The following is a 23,958-nucleotide window of genomic DNA, read 5'->3' on the forward strand; positions in this document are numbered from 1 at the left end:
ACTATGACTATTACTGGAATTGCAGCTATTGGAGCTGGTTTAGCAGCTATTGGAGCTGGTGTTGGTATTGGTAAAATTGGTGGGTCTGCTATGGATGCAATGGCTCGTCAACCAGAAATGCACGGAAAGATCCAATCTTCTGCATTAATTTTAGCAGCCTTCGTAGAAGCGGTAGCACTATTTGGTGTTGTTGTTGCTTTCTTACAAGGGTAAAAACTAGAAAAACACAGAAGTAACGGTTGGTTGCTTCTGTGTCTTTTAAAATTTAAGTTATTTAAAACAAAAAGAAATGGATTTAATTACACCTGAATTTGGTCTCGTATTTTGGACAGCAATTACATTTTTGTTCTTGCTTCTAATCTTAAGAAAATTTGCATGGAAGCCTATTTTAGGCGCTGTTAGTGATAGAGAAGAAGGTATCAAAGATGCATTAGCGTCTGCTGTAAATGCTCGTAAAGAGATGGAAAATTTAACAGCGGATAATGAGCGTATCTTAAAAGAAGCGAGGTTTGAGAGAGAATCAATGTTAAAAGAAGCTCGTGAGATTAAAGCAAAGATGATCGCTGATGCTAAAGAAGAAGCACAAGAGCAAGCAAATAAAATGATTGAGCAAGCTCAAATGGCTATCGAAAGTGAAAAGAAATCTGCAATGGCAGAATTGAAAAACCACGTGGCTGGTTTATCATTAGAAATTGCTGAGAAAGTAGTGCGTCAAGAATTATCTAATAAAGACAAACAACTAGAATTAGTGGAGTCTATGTTAAGTGAAGCAAAACTAAACTAAGAACAATGGCAGGAGCAAGAGCAGCAATACGTTACGCAAAAGCAGTTTTAAGCTTAGCATCAGATCAAAAAGCAGCTGAGGTTGTGAATAATGATATGAAGTTAATTGCTACTACTATGGCAAAAAGCAAAGACTTAAGTGATATGCTTCAAAGTCCTGTAGTAAAGTCATCAGATAAGAAAGCCGTATTATTAGAAGTTTTTAAAGGCTCTAATGTTATGATTGCTAATTTGATTGACACCTTGATTACCAACAAAAGGTTAGTGCTTTTAAGTGATGTAGCGTCTAGTTATAACCGTTTGTACGATGAATTGAAAGGAACACAAGTTGCAAAAGTAACGACTGCAGTTCCTTTAACAGACGATTTAAGAGTTAAGGTTTTGGCTAAGGTTAAGGAGCTTACAGGAAAAGATGTTGAGGTTGAAAATATTATAGATGAAGATATCTTAGGAGGCTTCGTTCTACGTGTTGGAGACATTCAATATAATGCTAGTATAGCAAACAAATTGAATACATTAAAAAGAGAATTTACATTAAACTAAGATATTTTATCTAAATAAACAATAAGATGGCAGAAGTAAAACCAGCTGAAATATCAGCAATCTTAAAACAACAACTTGCGGGTTTTGAGGCAGGAGCTTCATTAGACGAAGTTGGAACAGTATTAACAGTAGGTGATGGTATTGTACGTGCTTACGGATTAGCTAACGCTCAATATGGTGAGTTAGTAGAATTCGATGGCGGTTTAGAAGGTATAGTATTAAACCTAGAAGAAGATAACGTAGGTATTGTATTATTGGGAACTTCAGTAGGAGTAAGAGAAGGGTCTACAGTAAAACGTACTGAACGCATCGCATCTGTTAATGTAGGTGAAGGTATTGTTGGTCGTGTTGTAGATACTTTAGGTACCCCTATTGATGGTAAAGGACCAATTGTAGGTGAAACTTATGAAATGCCTTTAGAGCGTAAAGCTCCTGGTGTTATCTTCAGAGAGCCAGTAACTGAGCCATTACAAACAGGAATTAAAGCAATTGATGCGATGATTCCAGTTGGTAGAGGTCAACGTGAGTTGGTTATTGGTGACAGACAAACTGGTAAAACGGCTGTTTGTATCGATGCAATCTTAAATCAAAAAGAATTTTACGATGCAGGAAATCCTGTATATTGTATATATGTTGCTGTGGGGCAAAAAGCATCTACGGTAGCATTAATTGCTAAAACTCTTGAAGAAAAAGGAGCTTTAGCTTACACAACAATAGTAGCTGCAAATGCATCAGATCCTGCTGCAATGCAAGTTTATGCGCCTTTTACAGGAGCATCTATTGGAGAGTACTTTAGAGATACTGGTCGTCCAGCTTTAATTGTATTTGATGATTTATCAAAGCAAGCTGTAGCGTATCGTGAAGTGTCTTTATTATTACGTCGTCCTCCAGGACGTGAAGCGTATCCTGGTGATGTTTTCTACTTACACTCTAGATTATTAGAACGTTCTGCAAAAATCATTAATAATGATGCCATTGCTAAAGAAATGAATGATCTTCCAGATTCATTAAAACCAATCGTAAAAGGAGGAGGTTCTTTAACAGCATTGCCAATTATTGAAACACAAGCAGGTGACGTTTCCGCATATATTCCAACAAACGTAATTTCGATTACAGATGGACAGATTTTCTTAGATGGTGATTTATTTAACTCTGGTGTTCGTCCAGCAATTAACGTAGGTATTTCTGTATCTCGTGTTGGTGGTAACGCACAAATCAAATCTATGAAAAAAGTAGCAGGGACATTAAAACTAGATCAAGCACAGTATCGTGAATTAGAAGCGTTTGCTAAGTTTGGTTCAGATTTAGATGCTGTAACTTTAAACGTAATTGAAAAAGGAAAACGTAACGTTGAGATTTTAAAGCAAGCACAAAATGACCCGTTTACAGTTGAAGATCAAGTTGCAATTATTTATGCAGGATCTAAAAACTTATTAAGAGACGTTCCTGTAAATAAAGTAAAAGAATTCCAAAGAGATTACCTGGAGTTCTTAAAAGCGAAGCATGCAGATGTATTAAGCACTTTAAAAGCAGGAAAATTAACTGATGAAGTTATCGATACATTGACATCTGTAGCTAAAGATTTATCAGGAAAATATAGAGCATAATTAACATTCCTGTTCTCTAATAAGAACAGGAATATTTTCATATTTTGAAATATGGCAAACTTAAAAGAAATACGTAACAGAATATCTTCAGTGTCGTCTACGATGCAGATTACTAGTGCCATGAAAATGGTATCTGCTGCAAAATTGAAGAAAGCTCAAGATGCAATTACTGCAATGCGTCCATATTCTGATAAGTTGACAGAGCTTTTACAGAGCTTGAGTGCGACTTTAGAAGGTGATTCGAGTAGTAAATTTGCAAATCAACGTGAGGTTAAAAAAGTATTATTAGTCGTGATTACTTCTAATAGAGGTTTGGCAGGCGCTTTTAACTCTAACATCATTAAAGCGGTTACAAATCTTGCTACTGAAAAATATGCTAACCAGGAAGTGTCTTATTTCGCTATCGGGAAAAAAGGAAATGATGCATTGAAAAAAATAAACGATGTTATCGCTAACAGAAGTGAAGTTTTTGATGATTTAACTTTTGATAACGTCGCTGAAATTGCTGAAGTGCTAATGGATAAATTTGTAGAAGGCGATTTTGATAAAATCGAAGTGATCTATAACAAATTTAAAAATGCAGCTACACAAATTATAATGACCGAACAATTTTTACCAATTGTTCCGATGGAAGGTGAAGCTAATACCAATGCAGATTACATTTTTGAACCTTCAAAAACGGAAATCGTTGAGCAACTTATTCCGAAGTCATTAAAGACACAATTATACAAGTCTATTAGAGATAGTTTCGCTTCAGAGCATGGTGCACGTATGACTGCAATGCATAAAGCAACAGATAATGCGACAGAGCTAAGAGATCAATTGAAGTTGACATATAATAAAGCACGTCAAGCGGCAATTACTAACGAAATCCTTGAGATAGTTGGTGGAGCTGAAGCATTGAATAACTAATGTATACTTCGTCATGCTAAACTTGTTTATTCATAAACATCTATTTTAGATTAAAGTATTCATGAATCTTTGATTTTAGCATCTCACATAAATTATAAAACCCAACTCGTAAGAGTTGGTTTTTTTTTGATATTAATTATTTATAGGTGATACATTATATGATTCTATAGCTCTTTCTAAAAATCAAAAAGCATATCACACGCTGCGTTTTATCGATAAAAGACACACTTAATCGGTTATATTGATTTTTTTATCTATATTTACCTTCCAAATCTTAACCTAAATTGATATGAAATCATTAAAGAAAGTGGCTTTCGCCATTGCTTTTGCAGCAATTATTTCTACTACTTTTCAATGTGCAAGCCCCAAAGCAGTCACTACACAATTTGAACAACAAATACCATTTAACCTTAAACCTGTTTCTTTTCAAGAATGGTATGCAGGTATTAAAGTTGGAGCAACAGGCATAAATGTATTCCTTCCTGTTACCAACGTAAATCAAAATGTAACAATTGATAGTATTTACTTTAGGAACTTAAAAGGTAAACTAGAAAAGAAAGACGGAAAGTATGTTGCCGTTCTTGAGAATATATCGAAGGGTTATACTTTTAGAAAATCAGAACGTCCAGACAGCTATCCATTTACACTTTTAGATTATGAATGTGTAATTAGTTACATTGAGAACGGAATTACTAAGTATCATAAAATCACCCAATTAAATGAAGTAGCAGGGACATATTATGAAAATGGCCCTCCTTCTCTATATTTGAAAGCAGCTACAGCAGGAATGGCTACTCTTGATGATGACGAGGATGACGACAACGATTAGTAAGTTTATTATAATTATTTCAAAGTCTTGCTTTTATAGTTAGACTTTTTTATGGCACTAATTTTGAAATTGTATATTTATAATACTTCAATTATGGTTGTAAAAATAATTAAACGCATATTGTCTTTTATCTTAGTGTTCATTCTTATGGCTAGTTTTCCACAATGTTCTACGGCTCAAAAATTACAAAAGAAAACACCTGCTCAATTTGGTGAAGTATATTATCAAAACTGGACATCTGGTCTTCAAGCTGGTGGTTCTGGCTTAAATATATTTATTCCAGTAACTGGCACTTCCATTATTTTTGATAGTGTTTATTTTAGAGGGAAAGCCTCAAAGTTAGAAACAAACTCTAATGACAAAGAATTATTTGTTGGCCGTTTTAAAACCGAAACATATCAACCAAAGGATATTCTCTTGAGCAGTGATTCCAATGAAGAATATGCTAATCAAATGCCTATTAAAGGGATGAAAGTTCCTTGGGAACTAAAAGATGATCAGTGTGTGGTGAGCTATCAAGAAGACAATAAAATGCAGTATTATAAAATTTCGAACATAAAACCGAAAGCACCAATAAATTTCCCAAGTGCTCCACCAAACAAGCAATAACTATCTTTGGTTCACGTTTGCTAAAAACGTATTTTTAGCAGAACAAATTAAAACTCTTGAGCGTACTAAAGACCTTTTTTAAAGACACAGCTATTTACGGCTTGGCAATAGTATTGCCTCGACTTATCAACTTTCTGCTAGTACGATTGCACACAGATGTCCTTCCAAATGAGAGTTACTCTGAAAACACAGAGTTTTATGTTGTTGCGGCCTTTTTTAATGTCATTCTTACCTATGGAATGGAAACGTCTTTTTTTAGATTTTTTAGTAAAAACAAAGATAAGAAGGCAGTATTATCTACAGCGATGATAACGATTGTGGTTAGTACATTGTTTTTCGGAATTCTGCTTTTTTTGTTTAGAGTTCCTATTTCTGAAACATTGAGAATCAATACTGATTTTTACAATTTACTTGTTGGAATAACACTTATAGATACCTTAATCGTGATTCCGTTTGCTTATCTAAGAGTCACAGGAAGACCTATTAAGTTTGCATCTATTAAATTAATAAATGTACTAGTTATTGTGGCATTAAACGTACTGTTGTTATCAACTAGCTATGGCTCAGATGGCCTAAGGAATCTATTTAGTGTAGAAAATAATGTTGAGTATATATTTATTGCAAATCTTATTGCTAGTGCTGTTGTGTTGATTTTAGTCATACCCTATTTCTTTAAAGCTAGATTAACATTCGACACCAAAATATTAAAACAGCTATTTACCTATGGTTGGCCAATTATGATCGCTGGATTAGCATTTGTTATCAACGAAAATTTAGATAAATGGCTTTTGCCAGAACTGGAAGGTGAATTTATAAATGGCGCTTATAGTGCTTGTTATAAATTAGCGGTTTTTATGACGCTTTTCATTCAAGCCTTTAGAATGGGAGCCGAACCGTTTTTCTTTAACCATTCAGATAAAGAAAATGCGACGCAAACTTACGCTACCATTTTAAAGTATTTTACTATTGTTGGTAGTCTTGGTCTAATGATAGTGGTGATCTATATAGATTTACTGAGGCCTATTTTTATTCAAAAAGAAAGCTATTTATTAGCACTTGATATTGTGCCAATTGTGTTATTAGCAAATCTATGTTTAGGGATTTATCATAATCTCTCCATTTGGTATAAACTAACAGATAGAACACGCTTCGGAATGTATATTTCCTTAATTGGAGCAGCAATAACAATCGCATTTAACCTCATTTTCATTCCGAAAATAGGCTTTATGGCTTGTGCCTATGCCACGCTAATTGCTTATAGTTTGATGATGCTTATTTCTTATGCTTTAGGAAGAAAATACTATCCTGTGCCTTATCATATTTCTAGAATTGCAATATACCTGCTTTTAAGTGCGGCGCTAAGTTTCATAACTTATTACTATTTTGACAGAGATATTTTATTAGGAACTGTATTTTTGTTATGCTATATAACCCTAATTGTATTTTTAGAACGAAAAGAGTTAAAGTTATTACTTAAAAAAAGTTAGATTTTTAAATCTGAAATAGAACGAAACATGCAAATTAAAATCATCAACAAATCCAATCACGATTTACCACACTACGAAACGATTGCTTCCGCAGGAATGGACTTGCGCGCCAACCTTTCAGAAGCTAGAATACTAAAACCTTTAGAGCGAAGTATCGTAGGAACCGGATTATTTATAGAATTACCAGTTGGTATCGAAGCCCAAGTGAGACCAAGAAGCGGTCTGGCAGCAAAAAAAGGAATTACCGTTCTTAATGCTCCAGGAACTGTGGATGCAGATTATAGAGGAGAAATTGGTGTGATCTTAGTGAATTTGTCTAACGAAGATTTTACTATAAATAATGGCGAACGAATTGCACAATTGGTCATCGCAAAGCACGAAAGAGCAGAATGGACTGAGGTTGATGAATTAGCTGAAACCACAAGAGGAGAAGGTGGTTTTGGAAGCACAGGAGTTAAGTAACAACAAATGAAATCATGAAAAACATAACTACTCTGATTTGCCTTTTTGCCTTTATACATGGGATTACTCAGGATAACGATAAAATAAAAAGGATTTCAGATTAAGCTTGTGAATGTGTTTCCTAAAAACATATAGGATTTATATACACTGAAATGAAAGAGCTAGGACAGTTAGACGCGTTTAACCGAATAGCAAAAGAGAATAAATTAGAAGTAAACATCGAAGATTAACACATGAAGATAATTGTACCAATGGCTGGTCGAGGTTCTCGATTAAGACCACATAGTTTAACTGTACCAAAACCATTAATTCCTGTAGCAGGTCAACCTATAGTGCATCGTTTGGTAAAAGATATTGCGAAGGTATTAAATCAGCCTATTGATGAAATCGCCTTTATACTTGGCGATCCTGCTTGGTTCGGTGATGAGGTTGTTGAAAGCTTAAAAAAGTTAGCTACCAGTTTGGGAGCAAAGCCTTCTATTTATCGTCAAGACCAACCTTTAGGTACTGGTCATGCCATTATGTGTGCAAAACCTTCACTTTCTGGTCCAGCTGTAATTGCTTATGCAGATACATTAATACGAGCAGAGTTCGATTTAGACCCCACTGCTGATAGTGTTATTTGGACAAAACGTGTAGCTAATCCAGAGGCTTATGGAGTGGTGAAATTAGATGAAGCTCAAAATATTGTTGAGTTGATAGAAAAACCCGAAACCTTTGTGAGTGATCAAGCGGTTATTGGAATTTATTATTTCAAAGATGTTGACGTTTTAAAAAGCAAATTGCAAGAAGTTCTTGATGAAAACGTTATGAATGGAGGTGAATACCAAATTAATGACGGTATTAAACGTATGATGGCTGATGGTCGAGTTTTTAAAACCGGAACTGTAGACGAGTGGATGGACTGCGGAAACAAAAGTGTTACGCTAGAAACCAATGCAAAAATGCTAGGGTTTTTGAAAGCTGATGGTGAAGAGCAAATGATTGCTGATTCAGTTAAAATCTTGAACTCTAATATTATAGAGCCGTGTTATATTGGAGAAAATGTAGAATTGCATGATGCTACGATTGGACCAAATGTGTCTATTGGAAACAATTGTGTGATAGAAAATTCAAGCGTTAAAAATAGCTTAATACAAAACCATACTAATATTAAAAATGCTACATTGGACAACGCTATGATTGGGAATCATGTTAAATACGATGGTCGTTTTACAGCCATCAGTATTGGTGATTATTCAGTTTTGGAATAATTATTGAAACGTCATTCAGAGCACAGCGAAGAATCTTTTATAAATCATGAAGATACATTTGTTAGATAAATATAAATGAAAACTAAACAATACATCCTACTTCTTTTCTTCGGAATACTTATGTTTCCGCAGAATATGGTTGCGCAAGTTGATTTCAACAAGCGACCAGATGATGACTTGGGAAATGTTGAAGATATGTTCCAAGAGTACTTTTTTGAAGCGTTAAAACAAAAAGGTATTGAAAATTATCAGAAGTCTGCAGATGCGCTTTTAAAATGTATAGAATTAAAGGATAGTGATCCCGTTTTATATTTCGAATTAGGCAAAAACTATAAAGCCCTTAAAAATTTTGGTGCTGCAGAAGATGCTTTAAAAAAAGCAGTATCAAAAGCACCTGATAACGAATGGTTTCTAGATGAGTTGTATGATGTCTATATTCAGCAAAATGAAATGGATAAGGCGCTTAAAACTGTAAAGCAATTAGTGAAGTTTCATCCAGATTACAAACAAGATTTGGCGTCACTCTATATTCAAGTTAAAAAATATAAAGACGCTCTAAAGGTTTTGGATGAAATGGATGAGCAATTAGGGTATAGTCAAGATAGAGACTATTTGCGTAACCAAATTTATGATATCACGGGTAATGATGATGACCGAATAGAAAATCTTGAAGAACGCGTTAAAAGTAATCCTGAAGACGAATCTGCATACTTAAGATTGATTTACAGATATAGCGAAACAGGAGAAACTCAAAAAGCTTTTGATGCTGCTAAACGTTTGTTACAACGCAACCCAGAATCACAATTAGTGCATTTAGCGCTTTACAAGTTTTATTTAGACGGAAATGATACTAACAATGCTATTAAGTCTATGAAAGTGGTTCTAACAAGTCCTGTTATAAAACCTGAAGCCAAAACGAAAGTGCTTAATGATTTTGTGAAATTTGTTGGTCAAAACCCTCAGTACGAATCAGATTTAGTGGAAATCACGTCATTAGTTAGTGAGGATAAAAGTGTGAAAACGTTATTGGAATTAGGTGAGTACTACTTAAAATCTAACGACAAAGAAAAGGCATTAAGCTATTATGAAGAAGCTCTAAAACAAGAACCTAATGAGTTTAAGATTATTAGAGACGTGCTACTACTTCAAATTGATTTAAATAAAGATGCGAAAGCAGCTCAAAAGAGCATGGAAGCACTTGAGATTTTTCCAGCGCAACCTATTTTATATCTTATAAATGGTGTTGCAAATAATAAGCTGAAGCAACCTGAAAAAGCGATAGAAAACTTAGAAATGGGATTAGACTATGTGGTTGAAAACCCTAGTATGGAGGCCGATTTCTACAAGCAATTAAGTGAAGCGTATAAACAGACCAATAATATTAGTCAATCTGAAGCGTTTGCTAAAAAGGCAGAAGCTTTATTGAAAGAACAATAATATATGAGAATTATAAAAACTAGTCTAGTTTGCTTATTTGTCGTATTGGCGAGTTCGTGTAAATCAGCGCGAAGTATTGTCGCTTCGGGTAAGGTAGATTCAAATGTGTCTGCGAAACAACTCATTAAGGAAAACAAAAAGCAAGACGCAAATTTTAAAACACTACAAGCTAAAGTAAAGATTGACATTATTGAAGATTTAAAAGAGACTTCATATACGGTTAATCTCCGAATGGAAAAAGATAAAACCATTTGGATAAGCGCAACTTTGGGTCTAGCTAGAGCAATGATTACTCCAGACCGGGTTCAGTTTTACGACAAAATCAATAACCAATATTTTGATGGCGATTATCAGTTATTAAGCAACCTTTTAGGTGTAGACTTAAATTATGATAAGGTTCAAAGCCTATTGATTGGAGAGCCACTTTTCGACTTAAAGGATAACAATTATGTGATTTCAATTAACGAGAATTCATATATCCTTCAGCCTAAAAATCAAAGTGCCTTGTTAGAATTGTTTTTGTTGTTTAATCCATCACATTTTAAAATGGATTCTCAACAATTACTACAACCTTCAAAAAAGCGATTCTTACAAATCGATTATTTGGGATATCAAGACGTGGATAAAGAAATTTTGCCGCAAAACATTAAAATAATAGCAGTAGAAGACCGTGAAGAATTGAATGTTGTATTAGAATATAAATCGGTTTCTGTTAATCAAGAGGTTAGATTTCCGTTTAAAATCCCTTCAGGTTTTGAAGAAATAATCTTAGCAAATGCGAAATAAATTAACCTACATCTTGTTTCTTTTTTTACTTCTGAGTAGTTTTTATTCGGAGGCACAAAGTGCTAAGCAAAAAGCACTAGAAGCAAAACGTGTTAAATATCAAAAGGAATTAAAACAGTTAAATGTCTTACTCTTTTCGAATAAGAAAGAAGAGAAATCAGTCATTTCACTGATAGAAGATTTAAATTATAAAGTCAGCGTAAGAAGAAACCTAATTAAAGTCACCAACGACCAGGCTAATTTATTGACACGAGAAATCAATGCCAACCAAAATGAAATTTCAAGCTTAAGAGAACAGTTAACGACGCTTAAAAAGCAATATTCTGAAATGCTTGTCAAGTCCTATAAAAGCAAATCGGAACAGAGTAGAGTGATGTTTTTACTGTCGTCAAACGATTTTAAGCAAGCCTATAAGAGACTTCAGTATATTAAGCAATATGCAAATTATCAAAAAGAGCAAGGCGATTTAATCAAAACAAAAACGCAAAAGTTACAAGAATTAAATACCGATTTATTACGTCAGAAAGAAGATAAAGATAGACTTGTTGCCGAAAACCGTAAAACTAAAAGAGAACTCGAAAAAGAAGTTAATGAACAGGAAAGGTTAATGGCTTCTATAAGAAAAGATCAAAGTTCTTATGCTTCTAAGATTAAAAAGAAACAACAAGAGATCGATGCTATTGATAGAGAAATCAATAGATTGATTAGAGAAGCCATATTGGCATCCAATAAAAAAGCAGGTAAATCATCTAGTTCAAAAGGATTTGCATTAACACCCGAAGCTAAGTTGATTGCCAAGAATTTCGTTTCCAATAAAGGTAAATTACCATGGCCAGTAGAGAAAGGTGTGGTGAAGGTGCGTTATGGAACACAACAATCTCCAATAGACCCTACAGTTAAAATAAACAGTAATGGCGTTAGAATAGCTACCGAGAAAAACTCTAGAGTAAGAGCTGTTTTCAAAGGTGAAGTCTTAGCGGTTGCTGGTCAAAAGTATTCCAATCCAACAGTTTTGATACAGCATGGTAACTATATTACAGCATATCGAAACTTGTCAAAAGTCTACGTCAAGAAAGGAGATAAGATTGTAACTAATCAAGAAATAGGAGAAGTTTTTACTAATAGCGATGGTGAAACGATGTTAGGCTTCGGTATTTTTAAAGACTCCAAACCTCAAAATCCAGCTGGATGGATTTACAAAATGTGATAGCATTTTGAAATGTGAATCTAGGATTTACAAAATGTGATAGTTATTTCGTCTTTCTGATTTGTCACACTGAGCGCAGTCGAAGTGTTGTTTCAGAATCTCATCTTCATCGTTTTAAACCCCCACGACCACATACCCTTTTCTAGTTTTTTTGTAGTGATTTCCATTCCAGAAATAGTAGCGTTTCCCTTTTACTTTTACAATTTTATAATGTCTAGGTGGTGTTTTTATAACCGTTACTGAAGCAGGTCGCGTGACTACTCGTGTTGCACATGAGTTTAAACTTAATAAGCATGCTGTCGAAAAAATAAGGATTAAGGTTCTCATAGTATTTTAGATTCTACTATAAGACGGTCTTCAAAATAAAAGGTTTAATTAGTCAAAAAATAACGCTTTTAACTCAGTGGCATCACCAGGCTTCATTTTACCAGCAAGGACTAGGCTTAATTGTTTACGGCGTAACGCGGCTTCGTAGCGCTCTTTTTCGAGTTGTGTTTCTGCTATAAGTTCTGGGACTCTAATTGGACGACCAGTTTCATCAACAGCAACAAAGGTGTAAATAGCTTCGTTGGCTTTAATACATTCACCAGATTCTCTGTCTTCTATCCAAACATCCATATACACTTCCATAGAACTTGTGAAAGCTCTAGAGACTTTAGCTTCTACAGTAACAACACTTCCTAAAGGAATAGATCTATTAAAGGCAACATGATTAACCGACGCTGTAACCACAATACGCCTGCTGTGACGACGCGCAGCAATACTAGCAGCACGATCCATGCGTGCTAAAAGTTCACCGCCAAACAAATTATTTATCGGATTGGTCTCACTAGGAAGTACCAAATCGGTCATGATTGTTTTAGACTGAAATGCTGTTCTTGGCTCCATCAAAATAGGGGTTTAATTTCACGCAAAGGTAAGATGATTTTACATCTTCGCTAAGTGATTTATGAAATTATAAAAATAAACTGGCTTCTAATAACGTCAGTTCGAGTGACCGACTAAATAGTGGTTGTATCGAGAACTAGTCTACTGCTTTTACTAATAACCAAGCCTCACGATTATGAGTTCGTTTAATGGTTCTTAGGGCTTTTAACGCTTCATTTCTATCGATATGACTAGAATACACAACTTCATGAAGCCCGTAACGGTTCACGCCAATTTCACGAGCTTTAAACCCTTGATCTCTGAGTTGTTGTATTTTTTTTTCTGAATTCGCTTCTACACGAAAAGCGCCAGCAACAATATGGTAGTTCCCAGTTGGTTTTTCTACAGTAAGTGTTGCTGCAGGTATCGGACTATCAATAATGAATGTTGCTTCCTGAATTTTGGCATCCAATTGCTCATTAGCTTCTTCTTGAGCTAGTTGATTTTGATTTTCAATTTGATCCACATAAAGCTTAGATGCAGCAAAACCTCCAATAGTTAAGGCTATTAAAGCAATAGCAGCATATCTTAAATAAGGTCTGCTTTTGCGTGTTTCAGGAGTAATGGTTAACGGAATCACTTTTTCGATTTTCTCAACCTTTTCTTTGTATACTTCTCTAGTAATATCACCAGAAGTGAACTGTGATAAGCCAAAAGCATCTGTTAAATAATTGATATGAAGAGACGGCTCAAAATTGATTTTGCCTTCAGAATTTAAAATTAAATCACCAATATTATTTAGTGCAATAGTTTTACCTTCAACTAAATAAGATTTAATGGCTTTAACTTGTTTAGCGATTTTTTCAACAGCAACTTGGTATGGAATTTTCTCAACTTCAGCCATATAATTAGCTAGTAACCCATCATTGGTTTGTAACTGCTCATTAAAAGACAACGCTTTTTTTGGCGGATAAAATGAATGTGTTGTTTCGTGTACTTTGGCTGAAACACGATGTGTTAAAAATGCACCAAATTGAGGTACAATCACACAATCGTATCGATATAGTAAATCACTGATGTAAGTTTCTAATTGCATAGAAACAAAGTTAAAAAAATTTGAAAGCGAATAAAACTTAAGGATAACTATTTATTAACAGTCTAATTTTGTTTCTTGCATATAGAAAATATACTATAAAAATGACAGATCAAGAATTGATTTATGTACTAGCCTTACAGAATGTTCCTAAAATAGGAGATGTTACAGCTAAAAAATTAATTAGTCATTGTGGTTCTGCTGAAGCTGTTTTGAAAGAAAAACAATATCATCTCCTTAAAATAGATGGTATTGGAACTACTACAGTAAAAGGATTATTTGCTTCTGAGCATTTGAAAGCAGCTGAAGATGAGCTGAAATTTATTAAAGATAATGATATCGTCAGTTTGTATTTTACCAACGATGATTATCCTGAAAAATTAAAACATTGTATCGATGGTCCAATCTTATTATTTCAAGCGGGCACTGTTAAGCTCAAGAAAAAGCGAATCATAAGTATTGTTGGTACGCGTAAAATCACAACCTATGGCGTTGCCTTTTGTAAAAAACTTATCGAACAATTAGTGCCCTTTGATCCTGTTATCGTTTCTGGCTTTGCTTACGGAACAGATATCACAGCTCATAAATCGGCATTAAAACACAACCTACAAACTATTGGGTGTTTGGCACACGGATTCAATCAAATTTATCCTAAAATCCACAAAAAACATATGGTAGATGTAGAGCGTAATGGTGGCTTTCTCACAGACTTTTGGAGCACAGCTGTTTTTGATCGGAATAACTTTTTAAAACGGAATCGCATCATTGCTGGTGTAAGCGAAGCGACGATTGTTATCGAATCAGCAGAAAAAGGTGGAAGCCTCGTCACTGCAGATATCGCTAATTCTTATAATCGAGATGTATTCGCTGTTCCTGGCCGTGTTACAGATAGCCAAAGTGTGGGTTGCAATAACCTGATAAAAACCCAACAAGCGCATGTATTGTCAAATCCGTTGGATGTTCCATATATATTAAACTGGCAATTGGAAGATAACAAAACTCCAGTCATCCAAAAGCAGTTATTTGTCGAGCTAACTTCCGAAGAAAAAGTAATTTACAACTACCTGAAAGATAATGAGAAACAACTTTTAGATGTCATTGCTATAGCATGCCAAATGCCCATCTCTAAAGTCGCCAGTATTTTGTTGACTATGGAATTAAAGGGTGTCACAAGACCATTGCCCGGAAAGTTATTTGAATTGGTTTAATACCCAACTTTTTCACGCACTCGTTTCAACACATCATTTGCAACAGTTTTTGCTTTTTGAGTTCCAATAGCTAAAGCCGCATCTACTTCGTTGAGGTTGGCCATAAAATGATTATAGCGTTCGCGTTGTGTAGAGAATTTTTCAAGGATTAATTCATATAAGGCTTGTTTCGCATGACCATAACCATAACCGCCTTTTTCGTAATTGGCTTTCATGGTATTAATCTCACCTTCTGAAGCTAATAATTGATAAAGTGCAAAACAGTTACACGTTTTCCAATCTTTTGGTTCTTCAAGTGGCGTACTATCGGTTTCGATAGACATGATTTGCTTTCGCAATTTCTTCTCTGTTAAAAAGATATTGATGATATTACCCTTACTCTTACTCATTTTAGCACCATCAGTACCAGGAATCAACATTGTATCTTCCTGGACTTTTCCTTCAGGTAATACAAAAGTATCTCCCATTTTGGCATGGAACCGAGAAGCGACATCACGTGTCATTTCTATATGTTGTAGTTGATCTTTTCCTACGGGAATGATTTCAGAATCATACAATAAAATATCAGCTGCCATAAGCATTGGATAGCTAAATAATCCAGCGTTGACATCTTCTAAACGATCGGCTTTATCCTTAAAACTATGTGCTAATGTTAATCGTTGATACGGAAAGAAACAACTTAAGTACCAAGACAATTCAGTTACTTGAGGAATATCACTTTGTCTGTAAAACACAGTCTTGTCAACATCTAATCCAAAGGCCAACCAAGTCGCAGCTGTAGAATACGTGTTTTGACGAAGCGTATCCGCATCCTTAATCTGTGTCAATGAGTGCATATCTGCAATAAAGAAAAACGAATCATTTGTCTCATTATTAGCCATTTCTATTGCAGGTAAAATTGCACCTAAGATATTACCTAGATGTGGTGTTCCTGTACTTTGTATTCCTGTAAGTATTCTTGCCATGTTCATTTTCCGCAAAAGCGGAAATCTCTTTTAATAAATTAAACTTATATCGTCAGCAAAGGTATTTTTTTTAATTAAATAGCTCAAAACAATTATGTACTTTTGACGAAGATGAAGCTTTTTAAACACATTTTCTGGGTATTATACCGCATTTGGTTCTATATATTGGTAGCTATACCAATTGTTGTACTATTTCCTTTTCTAGTCATATCCATTTTAAAAGAGTCTTGGTATCCTTTCTTTTTTAAAATCGCTCGTTTTTGGGCACGTTTCATTTTGATTGGGATGGGTTTCCGTATAAAAATTGAGCATGAGCAAATCCCAGAACGAGCAAAGAGTTATATGTTTGTAGCGAATCATACCTCAATGGCAGATATTATGCTCATGTTGGTAACGGTTAAAAACCCTTTTGTATTTGTTGGTAAAAAGGAGTTAGCAAAAATTCCTTTATTTGGGTTTTTCTACAAACGCACAAGTATTTTGGTCGATCGAAGTAGTCTAAAAAGTAGACAAGCTGTTTTTTTAAGAGCGCAACGACGTTTAAAACAAGGAATGAGTATTTGTATTTTTCCTGAAGGTGGCGTTCCTGATGAAGATATTATTTTAGACAAATTTAAAGATGGCGCATTTCGAATGGCTATTAATCATGAAATCTCGATAGTACCTATTACTTTTGGAGATAACAAAAAGCGATTTTCATATACTTTTTTTAGTGGAAGTCCAGGGAAAATGCGAGCAAAAGTCCATAAGTTTATCTCTACTGAAGGATTAACTATAGAAGACACTAAACGCGTAAATGCCGAATCTCATGCATTATTGTCAAGTCAATTAGAAGCCTTTAACGCTTAAAATCAAAAAAGCCGCTCTTGGCACAGAGCAGCTTTTCGTCATCATTGCATTTAAGTTTGCAATAATTATCTAACCAACTAAAAAACCTAAAACTTAAAACTAAGTCCTGTATATACACCAATGAAGAAAGGTTGGAAATCACCAGACGTATCATTGAATGTATTAATTTGATACTTGAACGTGGGTTCAAGATTAAATTGTAATTGTTTTGAAAACCTATAGTTGACACCAACACCAAAATTGGCACTATAGCTCAAATCATTAATATTTGTTGCTTCACCTAATAAAGTTCTGTCTCCATTATTTTGAACAGCATATATTTCGTTATTATTTAAAAAGAATGTACTAAAACCTCCAATAAGGTTGACACCTATTTTTTTGTCTATTAGGCTGTATTCAATTTCAATAGGCACTTCAATAAAACCAAGCTGTTGGTCAATTGAACCCTGTTCTTTGGTGAATAAAATTTCTGGCCCAGTTGTGAAACTTACACTATTGGCACTTACATAAGCATTATTTCCAACAATAGAATCATGAAATCTAACATGTCCAAGTTGTAAATTAGAACTTACAGCGGCATTAAGACCTGTACCATCAAAAACAAGAATGTTCTTTGTAGAGTATCCTAAATCGACTTTATTAATACCAGCACGTATTTTTAATTTTTTATTTACGGCGTAACCACCTCTGATACCATAGCTCATATTCACATCGCCTTCTTTGGTGTTATTTACAAATTGGTCATCGATTGTTGATCCCTTCCCTAAGGTGTTAAAATAAACAGGAGCCACATTAGGCGCAACACTCCATCGTTTTATAGGTTCTTCAATGTCTTCAATTTTATCTTCCTCTTTTTCGGCATCTGCTATGGCATTTTCAATTGCATTTTCTTCTTCTATAGCCTCTTTTGTTGCAGATGAATCAATTGTTGTATTGGCATTTTCTTTTTCTAAAACATTAGAGGATGTGACCTGAGTATCTTTTGAATTTGTGGTCTCTTTGATGAGTTTGTCAATCTCTGATTCTTCTTTTTTGATAGGATTTTGAATGACGTCTTTGTTTAATTTATCCTCATTAGAACGATTTGCGATCGCATTTTTAGTTGTGCTGGTCACATTACTTTTATCTTTATTTCTCTTCGGAAGTTGTGCATCAGTATTAACAACAGCATCTTTTTGTTGAGACTTATGTTTTATGATAGACGACTTGTTTGAAGTTGAATTTTCCTTTTCCTTTTCTGAAGTAGCTACAGATACAGTAGTGTTTGCTTCCTTCGAAGTATTCAACTTGTTTTCAGAATGATTAGTGTTATCTTTTTCAGAAGTTTCAGTATCCACAACCTGGCGTTCTATTTGAGTATTAGAATCGTCGCTTAATACAGCTTTACCAACAGTAAACATTAAAACTAGAGCAGCAGCAATACCACCTATTTTCCACCAAATTGGAATAATTCTACGCTTCTTGCGTTTATCCTTGTGAAGCTCACGTTCTATATTTTCCCAGACAGCATCATTAGGAGCAACTTCAAAGTTTTTAAGCTGCTCTTTAAAGAGTTTGTCTATATGTTTGTTTTCACTCATTATAAACTTTGTGAGTTGGGTTTCGCTTTGTATTGTTCTACTTTATCTTTTAAAATCAATCTTGCTCGCGCCAAATTAGATTTTGATGTTCCTGTTGAAATATCCAACAGAGTTGCAATTTCCTTATGCGAATAATCGTCTAAGGCATATAAATTAAATACCAATCGGTAACGATCTGGTAATTCTTGAATGATGTTTAGCAAAAAATCGATGCTGATATTGTCGTCATCGTCCTCGACGGTTACATCTTCAATTTGATCTTCATTAATAATGTCAAAAACACCAGCGCTACGATACCTTTGTAGAGCAGTGTTGATGGTTATACGTTTCATCCAACCTTCGAGTGATCCTTGACTTTTAAACTGATCAATTTTTTTAAAAACCGTGATATATGCGTCTTGCAAATTATCTTCGGCTTCGGCGTAATTACGCGAATACTTCAAGCAAATCGAAAACAGTTTACTCGCATAGAGCTTATATAGTTCACTTTGTGCTTGAGCATCATTTTTTTTACATCGCTCTATGAGTTGCTCTAAACTCAAATGATTTTTGTTTAGTTAGTTTTAATCTTCTACGGGCACTTCAATAACAAGATACGTGTCAACGCCGTTTTCATCTGGGCCTTGCCAAAATCTAAAAATATAACTACCTGTATTGTTGACTTTAAAGTTAAAGTTGACCTCTTCCTCCTCGGGCACTTCATTACATCCTTGATCAGGAAAAACGGCTGTTACCACAGCGATATCTCGTTGATTAAGGTCACTTTCATAAAGCAAATTATTGAACACATGACAACCACTTGGCTTGATATAAGTCAATGTGATTTCATAGGTTTCACCTAATTGAAATGAATCAGGTATGACAACACTCACCACAGGTTGAGCTTCATAAAAGAAATTTGGGGCGTCGTCCGATATATTACATGAGAATAACGAAACCACTAAAAAACTTAAAAAAATTATCTTTTTCATATTTATTTAATATTGAGAAATACATATGATTTCTATTTATAGATGCACAACTTTATGAAAGGTTGCGTCTAAAAACAAAAAAAATCCCAAAAAAGAGGGATTTTTTTAAATATAATTATGTTTTAATACTTTTTTGAAGGAATTAATCTACAGAATTTACGATAGCACGAACTTTTCCTTCAAGCTCGTCCATAAGTTCTGGGTTATCTTTTATCAATGCCTTTACTGCATCTCTACCTTGACCTAGTTTGGTATCGCCATAGCTAAACCAAGAACCGCTCTTTTTGACAATTTCATGTTCAACTGCAAGATCTAAAATTTCTCCTACTTTAGAGATACCTTCACCATACATGATATCAAATTCACACATTTTGAATGGTGGAGCTATTTTGTTTTTTACAACTTTCACTCTTGTTTTGTTTCCTGTTACATTACCATCAGTTTCTTTAATTTGAGTCGAACGTCTAATATCTAATCGTACCGAAGCGTAGAATTTCAGGGCATTACCACCAGTGGTTGTTTCTGGATTCCCAAACATCACACCAATTTTTTCACGTAATTGGTTAATGAATATCACTGTACAATTGGTTTTACTTATAGATCCAGTTAATTTTCTTAAAGCTTGCGACATTAAACGTGCATGTAACCCCATTTTAGAATCACCCATTTCACCTTCAATTTCACTTTTTGGTGTTAATGCTGCAACAGAATCTATCACAACAATATCAATTGCACCTGAGCGGATTAAATTATCGGTAATTTCTAAAGCTTGTTCACCATTATCAGGTTGAGAAATAATAAGATTATCAATATCTACTCCTAAATTTTCAGCATATGTTCTATCAAAAGCATGTTCTGCATCAATAAATGCTGCAATACCTCCAGCTTTTTGAGCTTCAGCAATAGCGTGTAAGGTTAATGTCGTTTTTCCAGAAGATTCTGGACCATAAATCTCTACAACTCTTCCTCTAGGATAACCGCCAACTCCTAAAGCAATATCAAGTCCTAAAGATCCCGAAGAAATCGCGTCAATATCTACGACTGGTTGGTCGCTCATTTTCATTACGGTTCCCTTTCCGTAGGCCTTATCTAGTTTGTCTAAAGTTAATTTTAGCGCTTTTAATTTTGCGTCTTTTTCACTGCTCATTGATCTGTATGTTTTAATTGAATAATTGTTTGAAGCGGATAGCTAAAATACAACAACTTTTAATTTTTTTTAAGGTTATGACGCAACCTTTTTGAACTTTTTGCATCTACTAATTGAGATTGGGAAATCTTGCTATGAAAACCAAGCCTTAACTGGCTTATCCGAAATTTAATTCTTACAGAGGAATGAGATTTTTTAGAAAAATTATTTTTAACAACACATTAGGTGTTTCAGGAGCTGTATCAGTAAACAGCAATTGTAAAGCTGATGGAGGCTAACTCGTTTTCTATTTTTAAGACAAACATTTTAAAAATATTAATAACGAGTTAGTCCTCAAAAAAGCCCTTTAGATCGTCTAAAGGGCTTTTTTATTGTAACCATTTGATATTCTAGTAAAAATCATACCTTTGCAGCTCAATGCCAGAAATGGTAATAGTCTTTAACCTTAAAAAATTAGTATAGCATGCAACTGTACAATAACTTAAGTGCTAAGGAGAGAACGGAACTTATCGAACAAGCGGGAAAAGAACGCTTAACCATCTCTTTCTACAAGTACGCCAAAATTGGCAATACCGAAATTTTTAGAAACCACCTGTATTTAGCTTGGGACGAACAAGACGTCTTAGGTAGAATTTATGTGGCAAATGAAGGGATTAATGCACAGCTTTCTGTTCCTGCAGAGAACTTTGAAATCTTTAAAAATCATCTTGATACCATTTCTTTTTTAGAAAACGTAAGATTAAATATTGCTATTGAGCATGATAATTTTGCCTTTTTAAAACTCAAAGTGAAAGTGCGACATAAAATAGTTGCCGATGGTTTAAATGATGATACCTTCGATGTGACCAATAAAGGGGTTCATGTTGGCGCTTCAACATTTAACAAACTTATCGAAGATCCAAACACGGTTTTGGTTGATATGCGTAATCATTACGAAAGTGAAATAGGCCATTTTAAAAATGCTGTTACACCAGATGTCGATACTTTCAGAGAATCTTTAGACTTGATTGAAGTAGACTTAAAAGAGCACAAGGAAGATAAAAACTTGGTGATGTATTGTACTGGAGGCATTCGTTGTGAGAAAGCTAGCGCTTACTACAAACACAAAGGCTTTAAAAATGTATTTCAGTTAGAAGGCGGAATCATCAATTATGTAAGACAGGTAGAAGCCAATGATTTAGAAAATAAGTTCTTAGGTAAGAACTTTGTATTTGATGAACGTCGCTCTGAACGTATTAGCGATGACGTGATTGCCAATTGTCACCAATGTGGGAAACCAGCAGATATGCATACCAACTGCGCTAATGAAGCGTGTCATTTATTGTTTATTCAATGTGATGCATGTAAAGAGCAAATGGAAAATTGTTGTTCTGCAAGCTGTATGGAAATTAACAAATTACCTTTCGAAGAACAAAAGGCCTTACGAAAAGGACAAGGCAATAGCAACGATATTTTCAAAAAAGGGAGAGCAGATCATTTGCCTTATAAAAAGGATTTGAGAAATATTTTTGACTCTTTTCCTAAAAAATAACACCAGTTAAATAGCCTTTTTGTAACTCATTTCAGTTTAATATTAAGGGTTAGATTTACTTTTACTTTACTGAATAAATAATCTTATCTTTACATTTGAAAATAAATACTAATCGTCATTCGGCATCTATCTACGTTGCCGAATTATATATATAACATTTCATGAGTTGTAAAAGTTGCTCAACTGGAAAGGATGGACAACCCAAAGGATGCAAAAACAATGGAACTTGTGGCACAGATAGCTGCAATAAACTTACTGTTTTTGATTGGTTGGCCAACATGTCGTTACCGCAAGGTCAAGATCCATTTATAGGTATTGAAGTCCGTTTTAAAAATGGTCGAAAACTATACTATAAAAATTCCGAAAACCTCACATTAAGCATTGGTGATATCGTTGCTACACAGGCTGGCTCTGGTCATGACATTGGTATGGTGACTCTTACAGGGGAATTGGTAAGAGTACAAATGAAACGTAAAAAGGTTGATATCAATGACGAAGAAAACGTCATGAAGATTTACCGTAAGGCCAGTCAGAAAGATATTGATATTTGGTCAGCAGCAAGAGATAAGGAAGACCCGATGAAGGTCAAAGCTAGACGGTTTGCTATTGATCTAAAACTCAAAATGAAAATCTCAGATATCGAATATCAAGGCGATGCGAGTAAAGCCACATTTTACTACACAGCTGAAGAACGCGTCGACTTTAGAGAACTTATTAAAGTTTTTGCTAGAGAGTTTAGAACACGAATCGAAATGAAGCAAGTTGGTTTTCGTCAAGAAGCCGCTCGTCTTGGAGGCATCGGCTCCTGCGGAAGAGAGCTTTGTTGTTCTACTTGGTTAACCGATTTTAGATCGGTAAGCACATCTGCGGCACGTTACCAACAATTATCATTGAACCCTTTAAAATTAGCTGGTCAATGCGGAAAACTGAAATGCTGTTTGAATTATGAGTTAGACGCTTATCTGGATGCCTTAAAAGCATTCCCAAAAACCGAAACTAGATTATACACTGAAAAAGGTAAAGCTGTTTGTCAAAAAACAGATATTTTTAGGGGTCATATGTGGTATGCTTATGAAGGTGAGTGGATGAATTGGCATGTATTAACTACTGAACAAGCCAATGAAATTATAGAAAAAAATAGGCGTAAAGAAAAAGTCGAAAGCCTAGAAGAATACGCTTCTGAACTCATTGAAGATACTAAAACGGAGTTTGAAAACGTTGTTGGTCAAGATAGTTTAACACGTTTCGATAGTCCAAAACGTAAAAAGAAACGTAGAAATAATAGAGGCAAGCAAAGACAAAGCAGCAATAAAACAAATAACAGTAATGCAAAAAAGTAAGTATTGGTTCATTTGTCTACTAATATTAGTGATTTCAGTTTCTTGTGACTCTAATCGTGTATTTGACGAATACAAATCAGTGCCAGACGAATGGAATAAAGCTAATAAGATTGAGTTTAAGGTCACGCCTCCAGACTCGACAAGGGCTTATAATTTGTTCGTTAATTTAAGAAATACTGAAGATTATAAATACAGTAATTTGTTTCTAATTGTAGAAGTTAATTATCCTAACGGAAAAACGTTGAAAGACACATTAGAATACAAGATGGCCAATCCAGATGGTACATTTTTGGGCACTGGATTTACAGACGTCAAAGAAAATAAATTATGGTATAAAGGTTATGAAGAACCTTTTGTTTTCAACGAATCTGGAGAATATACCGTTAACATACAACATGCCATGAGACAAAACGGAAGTGTTGATGGCATTGATAAATTAGAAGGCATCACAGATGTCGGTTTTAGAATAGAGCATTCGCAAACTCATTGATT

General features: G+C 34.6%; 26 protein-coding genes. 18 read left to right on the forward strand and 8 right to left on the reverse strand.

Going from position 1 to position 23,958, the window contains the following annotated elements; genetic code table 11:
* Positions 1-3 precede the first annotated feature (3 nt).
* The 13 genes from atpE to V7719_RS11090 all read left to right on the forward strand — a co-directional run bounded on the left by atpE (position 4) and on the right by V7719_RS11090 (position 11,915).
* The gene (atpE, locus tag V7719_RS11030) at positions 4-213 is read left to right on the forward strand and encodes an ATP synthase F0 subunit C (RefSeq protein ID WP_230934552.1); all 210 of its coding nucleotides are present in this window, start codon (positions 4-6) and stop codon (positions 211-213) included.
* Positions 214-289: 76 nt separating this feature from the next.
* On the forward strand, positions 290-784 hold the full coding sequence (locus V7719_RS11035; protein ID WP_335729962.1) for a F0F1 ATP synthase subunit B: 495 nt from the start codon (positions 290-292) through the stop codon (positions 782-784).
* A 5-nt stretch (positions 785-789) separates the two neighbouring features.
* Positions 790-1,326 (forward strand): ATP synthase F1 subunit delta, encoded by a 537-nt coding sequence (atpH, locus tag V7719_RS11040; RefSeq protein WP_335729963.1) that lies wholly within the window; start codon positions 790-792, stop codon positions 1,324-1,326.
* A gap of 26 nt (positions 1,327-1,352) precedes the next feature.
* Positions 1,353-2,933: a F0F1 ATP synthase subunit alpha gene (atpA, locus tag V7719_RS11045; RefSeq protein WP_335729964.1), complete on the forward strand. Its 1,581-nt coding sequence runs from the start codon at positions 1,353-1,355 to the stop codon at positions 2,931-2,933.
* Between the two features lie 51 nt (positions 2,934-2,984).
* Entirely contained in the window at positions 2,985-3,845 is an 861-nt protein-coding gene (atpG, locus tag V7719_RS11050) for an ATP synthase F1 subunit gamma (protein WP_335729965.1), read from the forward strand.
* Positions 3,846-4,134: 289 nt separating this feature from the next.
* Complete coding sequence (locus V7719_RS11055) at positions 4,135-4,674, forward strand: hypothetical protein (protein ID WP_335729966.1); 540 nt, start codon at positions 4,135-4,137, stop codon at positions 4,672-4,674.
* A gap of 93 nt (positions 4,675-4,767) precedes the next feature.
* Positions 4,768-5,283 carry a hypothetical protein gene (locus tag V7719_RS11060; protein WP_335729967.1) on the forward strand — a complete coding sequence of 172 codons (516 nt, stop codon included), beginning with the start codon at positions 4,768-4,770 and terminating at the stop codon, positions 5,281-5,283.
* 56 nt (positions 5,284-5,339) lie between these two features.
* Entirely contained in the window at positions 5,340-6,770 is a 1,431-nt protein-coding gene (locus tag V7719_RS11065; protein ID WP_335729968.1) for an oligosaccharide flippase family protein, read from the forward strand.
* Positions 6,771-6,797: 27 nt separating this feature from the next.
* A complete protein-coding gene (dut, locus tag V7719_RS11070) occupies positions 6,798-7,232 on the forward strand; it encodes a dUTP diphosphatase (RefSeq protein WP_335729969.1) in 435 nt (144 codons plus the stop codon).
* Between the two features lie 233 nt (positions 7,233-7,465).
* A complete protein-coding gene (locus V7719_RS11075; RefSeq protein WP_335729970.1) occupies positions 7,466-8,485 on the forward strand; it encodes a sugar phosphate nucleotidyltransferase in 1,020 nt (339 codons plus the stop codon).
* A gap of 75 nt (positions 8,486-8,560) precedes the next feature.
* Positions 8,561-9,922: a tetratricopeptide repeat protein gene (locus V7719_RS11080; RefSeq protein WP_335729971.1), complete on the forward strand. Its 1,362-nt coding sequence runs from the start codon at positions 8,561-8,563 to the stop codon at positions 9,920-9,922.
* Between the two features lie 3 nt (positions 9,923-9,925).
* On the forward strand, positions 9,926-10,708 hold the full coding sequence (locus V7719_RS11085; protein ID WP_335729972.1) for a DUF4292 domain-containing protein: 783 nt from the start codon (positions 9,926-9,928) through the stop codon (positions 10,706-10,708).
* Positions 10,698-11,915, forward strand: coding sequence for a murein hydrolase activator EnvC family protein (locus tag V7719_RS11090; RefSeq protein WP_335729973.1), 1,218 nt, complete (start codon positions 10,698-10,700; stop codon positions 11,913-11,915). Before V7719_RS11085 ends, V7719_RS11090 begins: the two co-directional genes overlap by 11 nt.
* A gap of 114 nt (positions 11,916-12,029) precedes the next feature.
* On the opposite strand, the gene V7719_RS11095 is transcribed toward V7719_RS11090, so the two are convergent.
* The 3 genes from V7719_RS11095 to V7719_RS11105 form a co-directional block, all read right to left on the reverse strand.
* Positions 12,030-12,242 (reverse strand): DUF6515 family protein, encoded by a 213-nt coding sequence (locus tag V7719_RS11095; protein ID WP_335729974.1) that lies wholly within the window; start codon positions 12,240-12,242, stop codon positions 12,030-12,032.
* A 48-nt stretch (positions 12,243-12,290) separates the two neighbouring features.
* Entirely contained in the window at positions 12,291-12,803 is a 513-nt protein-coding gene (locus tag V7719_RS11100; protein ID WP_335729975.1) for an acyl-CoA thioesterase, read from the reverse strand.
* A gap of 136 nt (positions 12,804-12,939) precedes the next feature.
* On the reverse strand, positions 12,940-13,878 hold the full coding sequence (locus V7719_RS11105; protein WP_335729976.1) for an SPOR domain-containing protein: 939 nt from the start codon (positions 13,876-13,878) through the stop codon (positions 12,940-12,942).
* Positions 13,879-13,979: 101 nt separating this feature from the next.
* Between V7719_RS11105 and dprA the strand changes: the two genes are divergently transcribed.
* On the forward strand, positions 13,980-15,083 hold the full coding sequence (dprA, locus tag V7719_RS11110) for a DNA-processing protein DprA (RefSeq protein WP_335729977.1): 1,104 nt from the start codon (positions 13,980-13,982) through the stop codon (positions 15,081-15,083).
* Here dprA and trpS read toward each other — a convergent pair.
* Positions 15,080-16,048 carry a tryptophan--tRNA ligase gene (trpS, locus tag V7719_RS11115; RefSeq protein WP_335729978.1) on the reverse strand — a complete coding sequence of 323 codons (969 nt, stop codon included), beginning with the start codon at positions 16,046-16,048 and terminating at the stop codon, positions 15,080-15,082. The two genes, dprA and trpS, sit on opposite strands and share 4 nt — an antisense overlap.
* 111 nt (positions 16,049-16,159) lie before the next feature.
* Between trpS and V7719_RS11120 the strand changes: the two genes are divergently transcribed.
* On the forward strand, positions 16,160-16,897 hold the full coding sequence (locus V7719_RS11120) for a lysophospholipid acyltransferase family protein (RefSeq protein ID WP_335729979.1): 738 nt from the start codon (positions 16,160-16,162) through the stop codon (positions 16,895-16,897).
* Between the two features lie 86 nt (positions 16,898-16,983).
* Here the strand turns inward: V7719_RS11120 and V7719_RS11125 are convergent, their stop codons facing one another.
* From V7719_RS11125 to recA, 4 genes are all read right to left on the reverse strand, one after another.
* Positions 16,984-18,477, reverse strand: a complete 1,494-nt coding sequence (locus V7719_RS11125; RefSeq protein ID WP_335729980.1) for a hypothetical protein — start codon at positions 18,475-18,477, stop codon at positions 16,984-16,986.
* Positions 18,477-19,019: an RNA polymerase sigma factor gene (locus tag V7719_RS11130; protein WP_335729981.1), complete on the reverse strand. Its 543-nt coding sequence runs from the start codon at positions 19,017-19,019 to the stop codon at positions 18,477-18,479. The genes V7719_RS11125 and V7719_RS11130 overlap by 1 nt, the downstream gene beginning before the upstream one ends.
* Positions 19,020-19,040: 21 nt before the next feature.
* A complete protein-coding gene (locus V7719_RS11135) occupies positions 19,041-19,448 on the reverse strand; it encodes a hypothetical protein (protein WP_335729982.1) in 408 nt (135 codons plus the stop codon).
* Positions 19,449-19,590: 142 nt separating this feature from the next.
* A complete protein-coding gene (gene recA, locus V7719_RS11140) occupies positions 19,591-20,595 on the reverse strand; it encodes a recombinase RecA (RefSeq protein ID WP_335729983.1) in 1,005 nt (334 codons plus the stop codon).
* Between the two features lie 463 nt (positions 20,596-21,058).
* Between recA and trhO the strand changes: the two genes are divergently transcribed.
* From trhO to V7719_RS11155, 3 genes are all read left to right on the forward strand, one after another.
* Positions 21,059-22,126 (forward strand): oxygen-dependent tRNA uridine(34) hydroxylase TrhO, encoded by a 1,068-nt coding sequence (gene trhO, locus V7719_RS11145; RefSeq protein WP_335729984.1) that lies wholly within the window; start codon positions 21,059-21,061, stop codon positions 22,124-22,126.
* Between the two features lie 161 nt (positions 22,127-22,287).
* The gene (locus tag V7719_RS11150) at positions 22,288-23,466 is read left to right on the forward strand and encodes a PSP1 domain-containing protein (RefSeq protein ID WP_335729985.1); all 1,179 of its coding nucleotides are present in this window, start codon (positions 22,288-22,290) and stop codon (positions 23,464-23,466) included.
* Positions 23,453-23,956 carry a gliding motility lipoprotein GldH gene (locus V7719_RS11155; protein ID WP_335729986.1) on the forward strand — a complete coding sequence of 168 codons (504 nt, stop codon included), beginning with the start codon at positions 23,453-23,455 and terminating at the stop codon, positions 23,954-23,956. Before V7719_RS11150 ends, V7719_RS11155 begins: the two co-directional genes overlap by 14 nt.
* Positions 23,957-23,958: the final 2 nt, after the last annotated feature.

The sequence above is a fragment of the Psychroserpens sp. genome (assembly GCF_036960315.1).
Taxonomy (GTDB): domain Bacteria; phylum Bacteroidota; class Bacteroidia; order Flavobacteriales; family Flavobacteriaceae; genus Psychroserpens.

Bases quoted from the DNA above. Each gene is read 5' to 3' on its own strand.
- V7719_RS11095 (WP_335729974.1), bottom strand. From the start codon at position 12,242: ATGAGAACCTTAATCCTTATTTTTTCGACAGCATGCTTATTAAGTTTA.
- trhO (WP_335729984.1), top strand. From the start codon at position 21,059: ATGCAACTGTACAATAACTTAAGTGCTAAGGAGAGAACGGAACTTATC.
- V7719_RS11135 (WP_335729982.1), bottom strand. From the start codon at position 19,448: ATGAAAAAGATAATTTTTTTAAGTTTTTTAGTGGTTTCGTTATTCTCA.
- V7719_RS11155 (WP_335729986.1), top strand. From the start codon at position 23,453: ATGCAAAAAAGTAAGTATTGGTTCATTTGTCTACTAATATTAGTGATT.
- atpH (WP_335729963.1), top strand. From the start codon at position 790: ATGGCAGGAGCAAGAGCAGCAATACGTTACGCAAAAGCAGTTTTAAGC.
- trpS (WP_335729978.1), bottom strand. From the start codon at position 16,048: ATGGCAAGAATACTTACAGGAATACAAAGTACAGGAACACCACATCTA.
- V7719_RS11150 (WP_335729985.1), top strand. From the start codon at position 22,288: ATGAGTTGTAAAAGTTGCTCAACTGGAAAGGATGGACAACCCAAAGGA.
- atpA (WP_335729964.1), top strand. From the start codon at position 1,353: ATGGCAGAAGTAAAACCAGCTGAAATATCAGCAATCTTAAAACAACAA.
- V7719_RS11100 (WP_335729975.1), bottom strand. From the start codon at position 12,803: ATGGAGCCAAGAACAGCATTTCAGTCTAAAACAATCATGACCGATTTG.
- recA (WP_335729983.1), bottom strand. From the start codon at position 20,595: ATGAGCAGTGAAAAAGACGCAAAATTAAAAGCGCTAAAATTAACTTTA.
- V7719_RS11075 (WP_335729970.1), top strand. From the start codon at position 7,466: ATGAAGATAATTGTACCAATGGCTGGTCGAGGTTCTCGATTAAGACCA.
- V7719_RS11120 (WP_335729979.1), top strand. From the start codon at position 16,160: ATGAAGCTTTTTAAACACATTTTCTGGGTATTATACCGCATTTGGTTC.
- V7719_RS11035 (WP_335729962.1), top strand. From the start codon at position 290: ATGGATTTAATTACACCTGAATTTGGTCTCGTATTTTGGACAGCAATT.
- V7719_RS11085 (WP_335729972.1), top strand. From the start codon at position 9,926: ATGAGAATTATAAAAACTAGTCTAGTTTGCTTATTTGTCGTATTGGCG.
- atpG (WP_335729965.1), top strand. From the start codon at position 2,985: ATGGCAAACTTAAAAGAAATACGTAACAGAATATCTTCAGTGTCGTCT.
- V7719_RS11060 (WP_335729967.1), top strand. From the start codon at position 4,768: ATGGTTGTAAAAATAATTAAACGCATATTGTCTTTTATCTTAGTGTTC.
- V7719_RS11125 (WP_335729980.1), bottom strand. From the start codon at position 18,477: ATGAGTGAAAACAAACATATAGACAAACTCTTTAAAGAGCAGCTTAAA.
- V7719_RS11105 (WP_335729976.1), bottom strand. From the start codon at position 13,878: ATGCAATTAGAAACTTACATCAGTGATTTACTATATCGATACGATTGT.
- V7719_RS11055 (WP_335729966.1), top strand. From the start codon at position 4,135: ATGAAATCATTAAAGAAAGTGGCTTTCGCCATTGCTTTTGCAGCAATT.
- V7719_RS11090 (WP_335729973.1), top strand. From the start codon at position 10,698: ATGCGAAATAAATTAACCTACATCTTGTTTCTTTTTTTACTTCTGAGT.
- dprA (WP_335729977.1), top strand. From the start codon at position 13,980: ATGACAGATCAAGAATTGATTTATGTACTAGCCTTACAGAATGTTCCT.
- V7719_RS11080 (WP_335729971.1), top strand. From the start codon at position 8,561: ATGAAAACTAAACAATACATCCTACTTCTTTTCTTCGGAATACTTATG.
- dut (WP_335729969.1), top strand. From the start codon at position 6,798: ATGCAAATTAAAATCATCAACAAATCCAATCACGATTTACCACACTAC.
- atpE (WP_230934552.1), top strand. From the start codon at position 4: ATGACTATTACTGGAATTGCAGCTATTGGAGCTGGTTTAGCAGCTATT.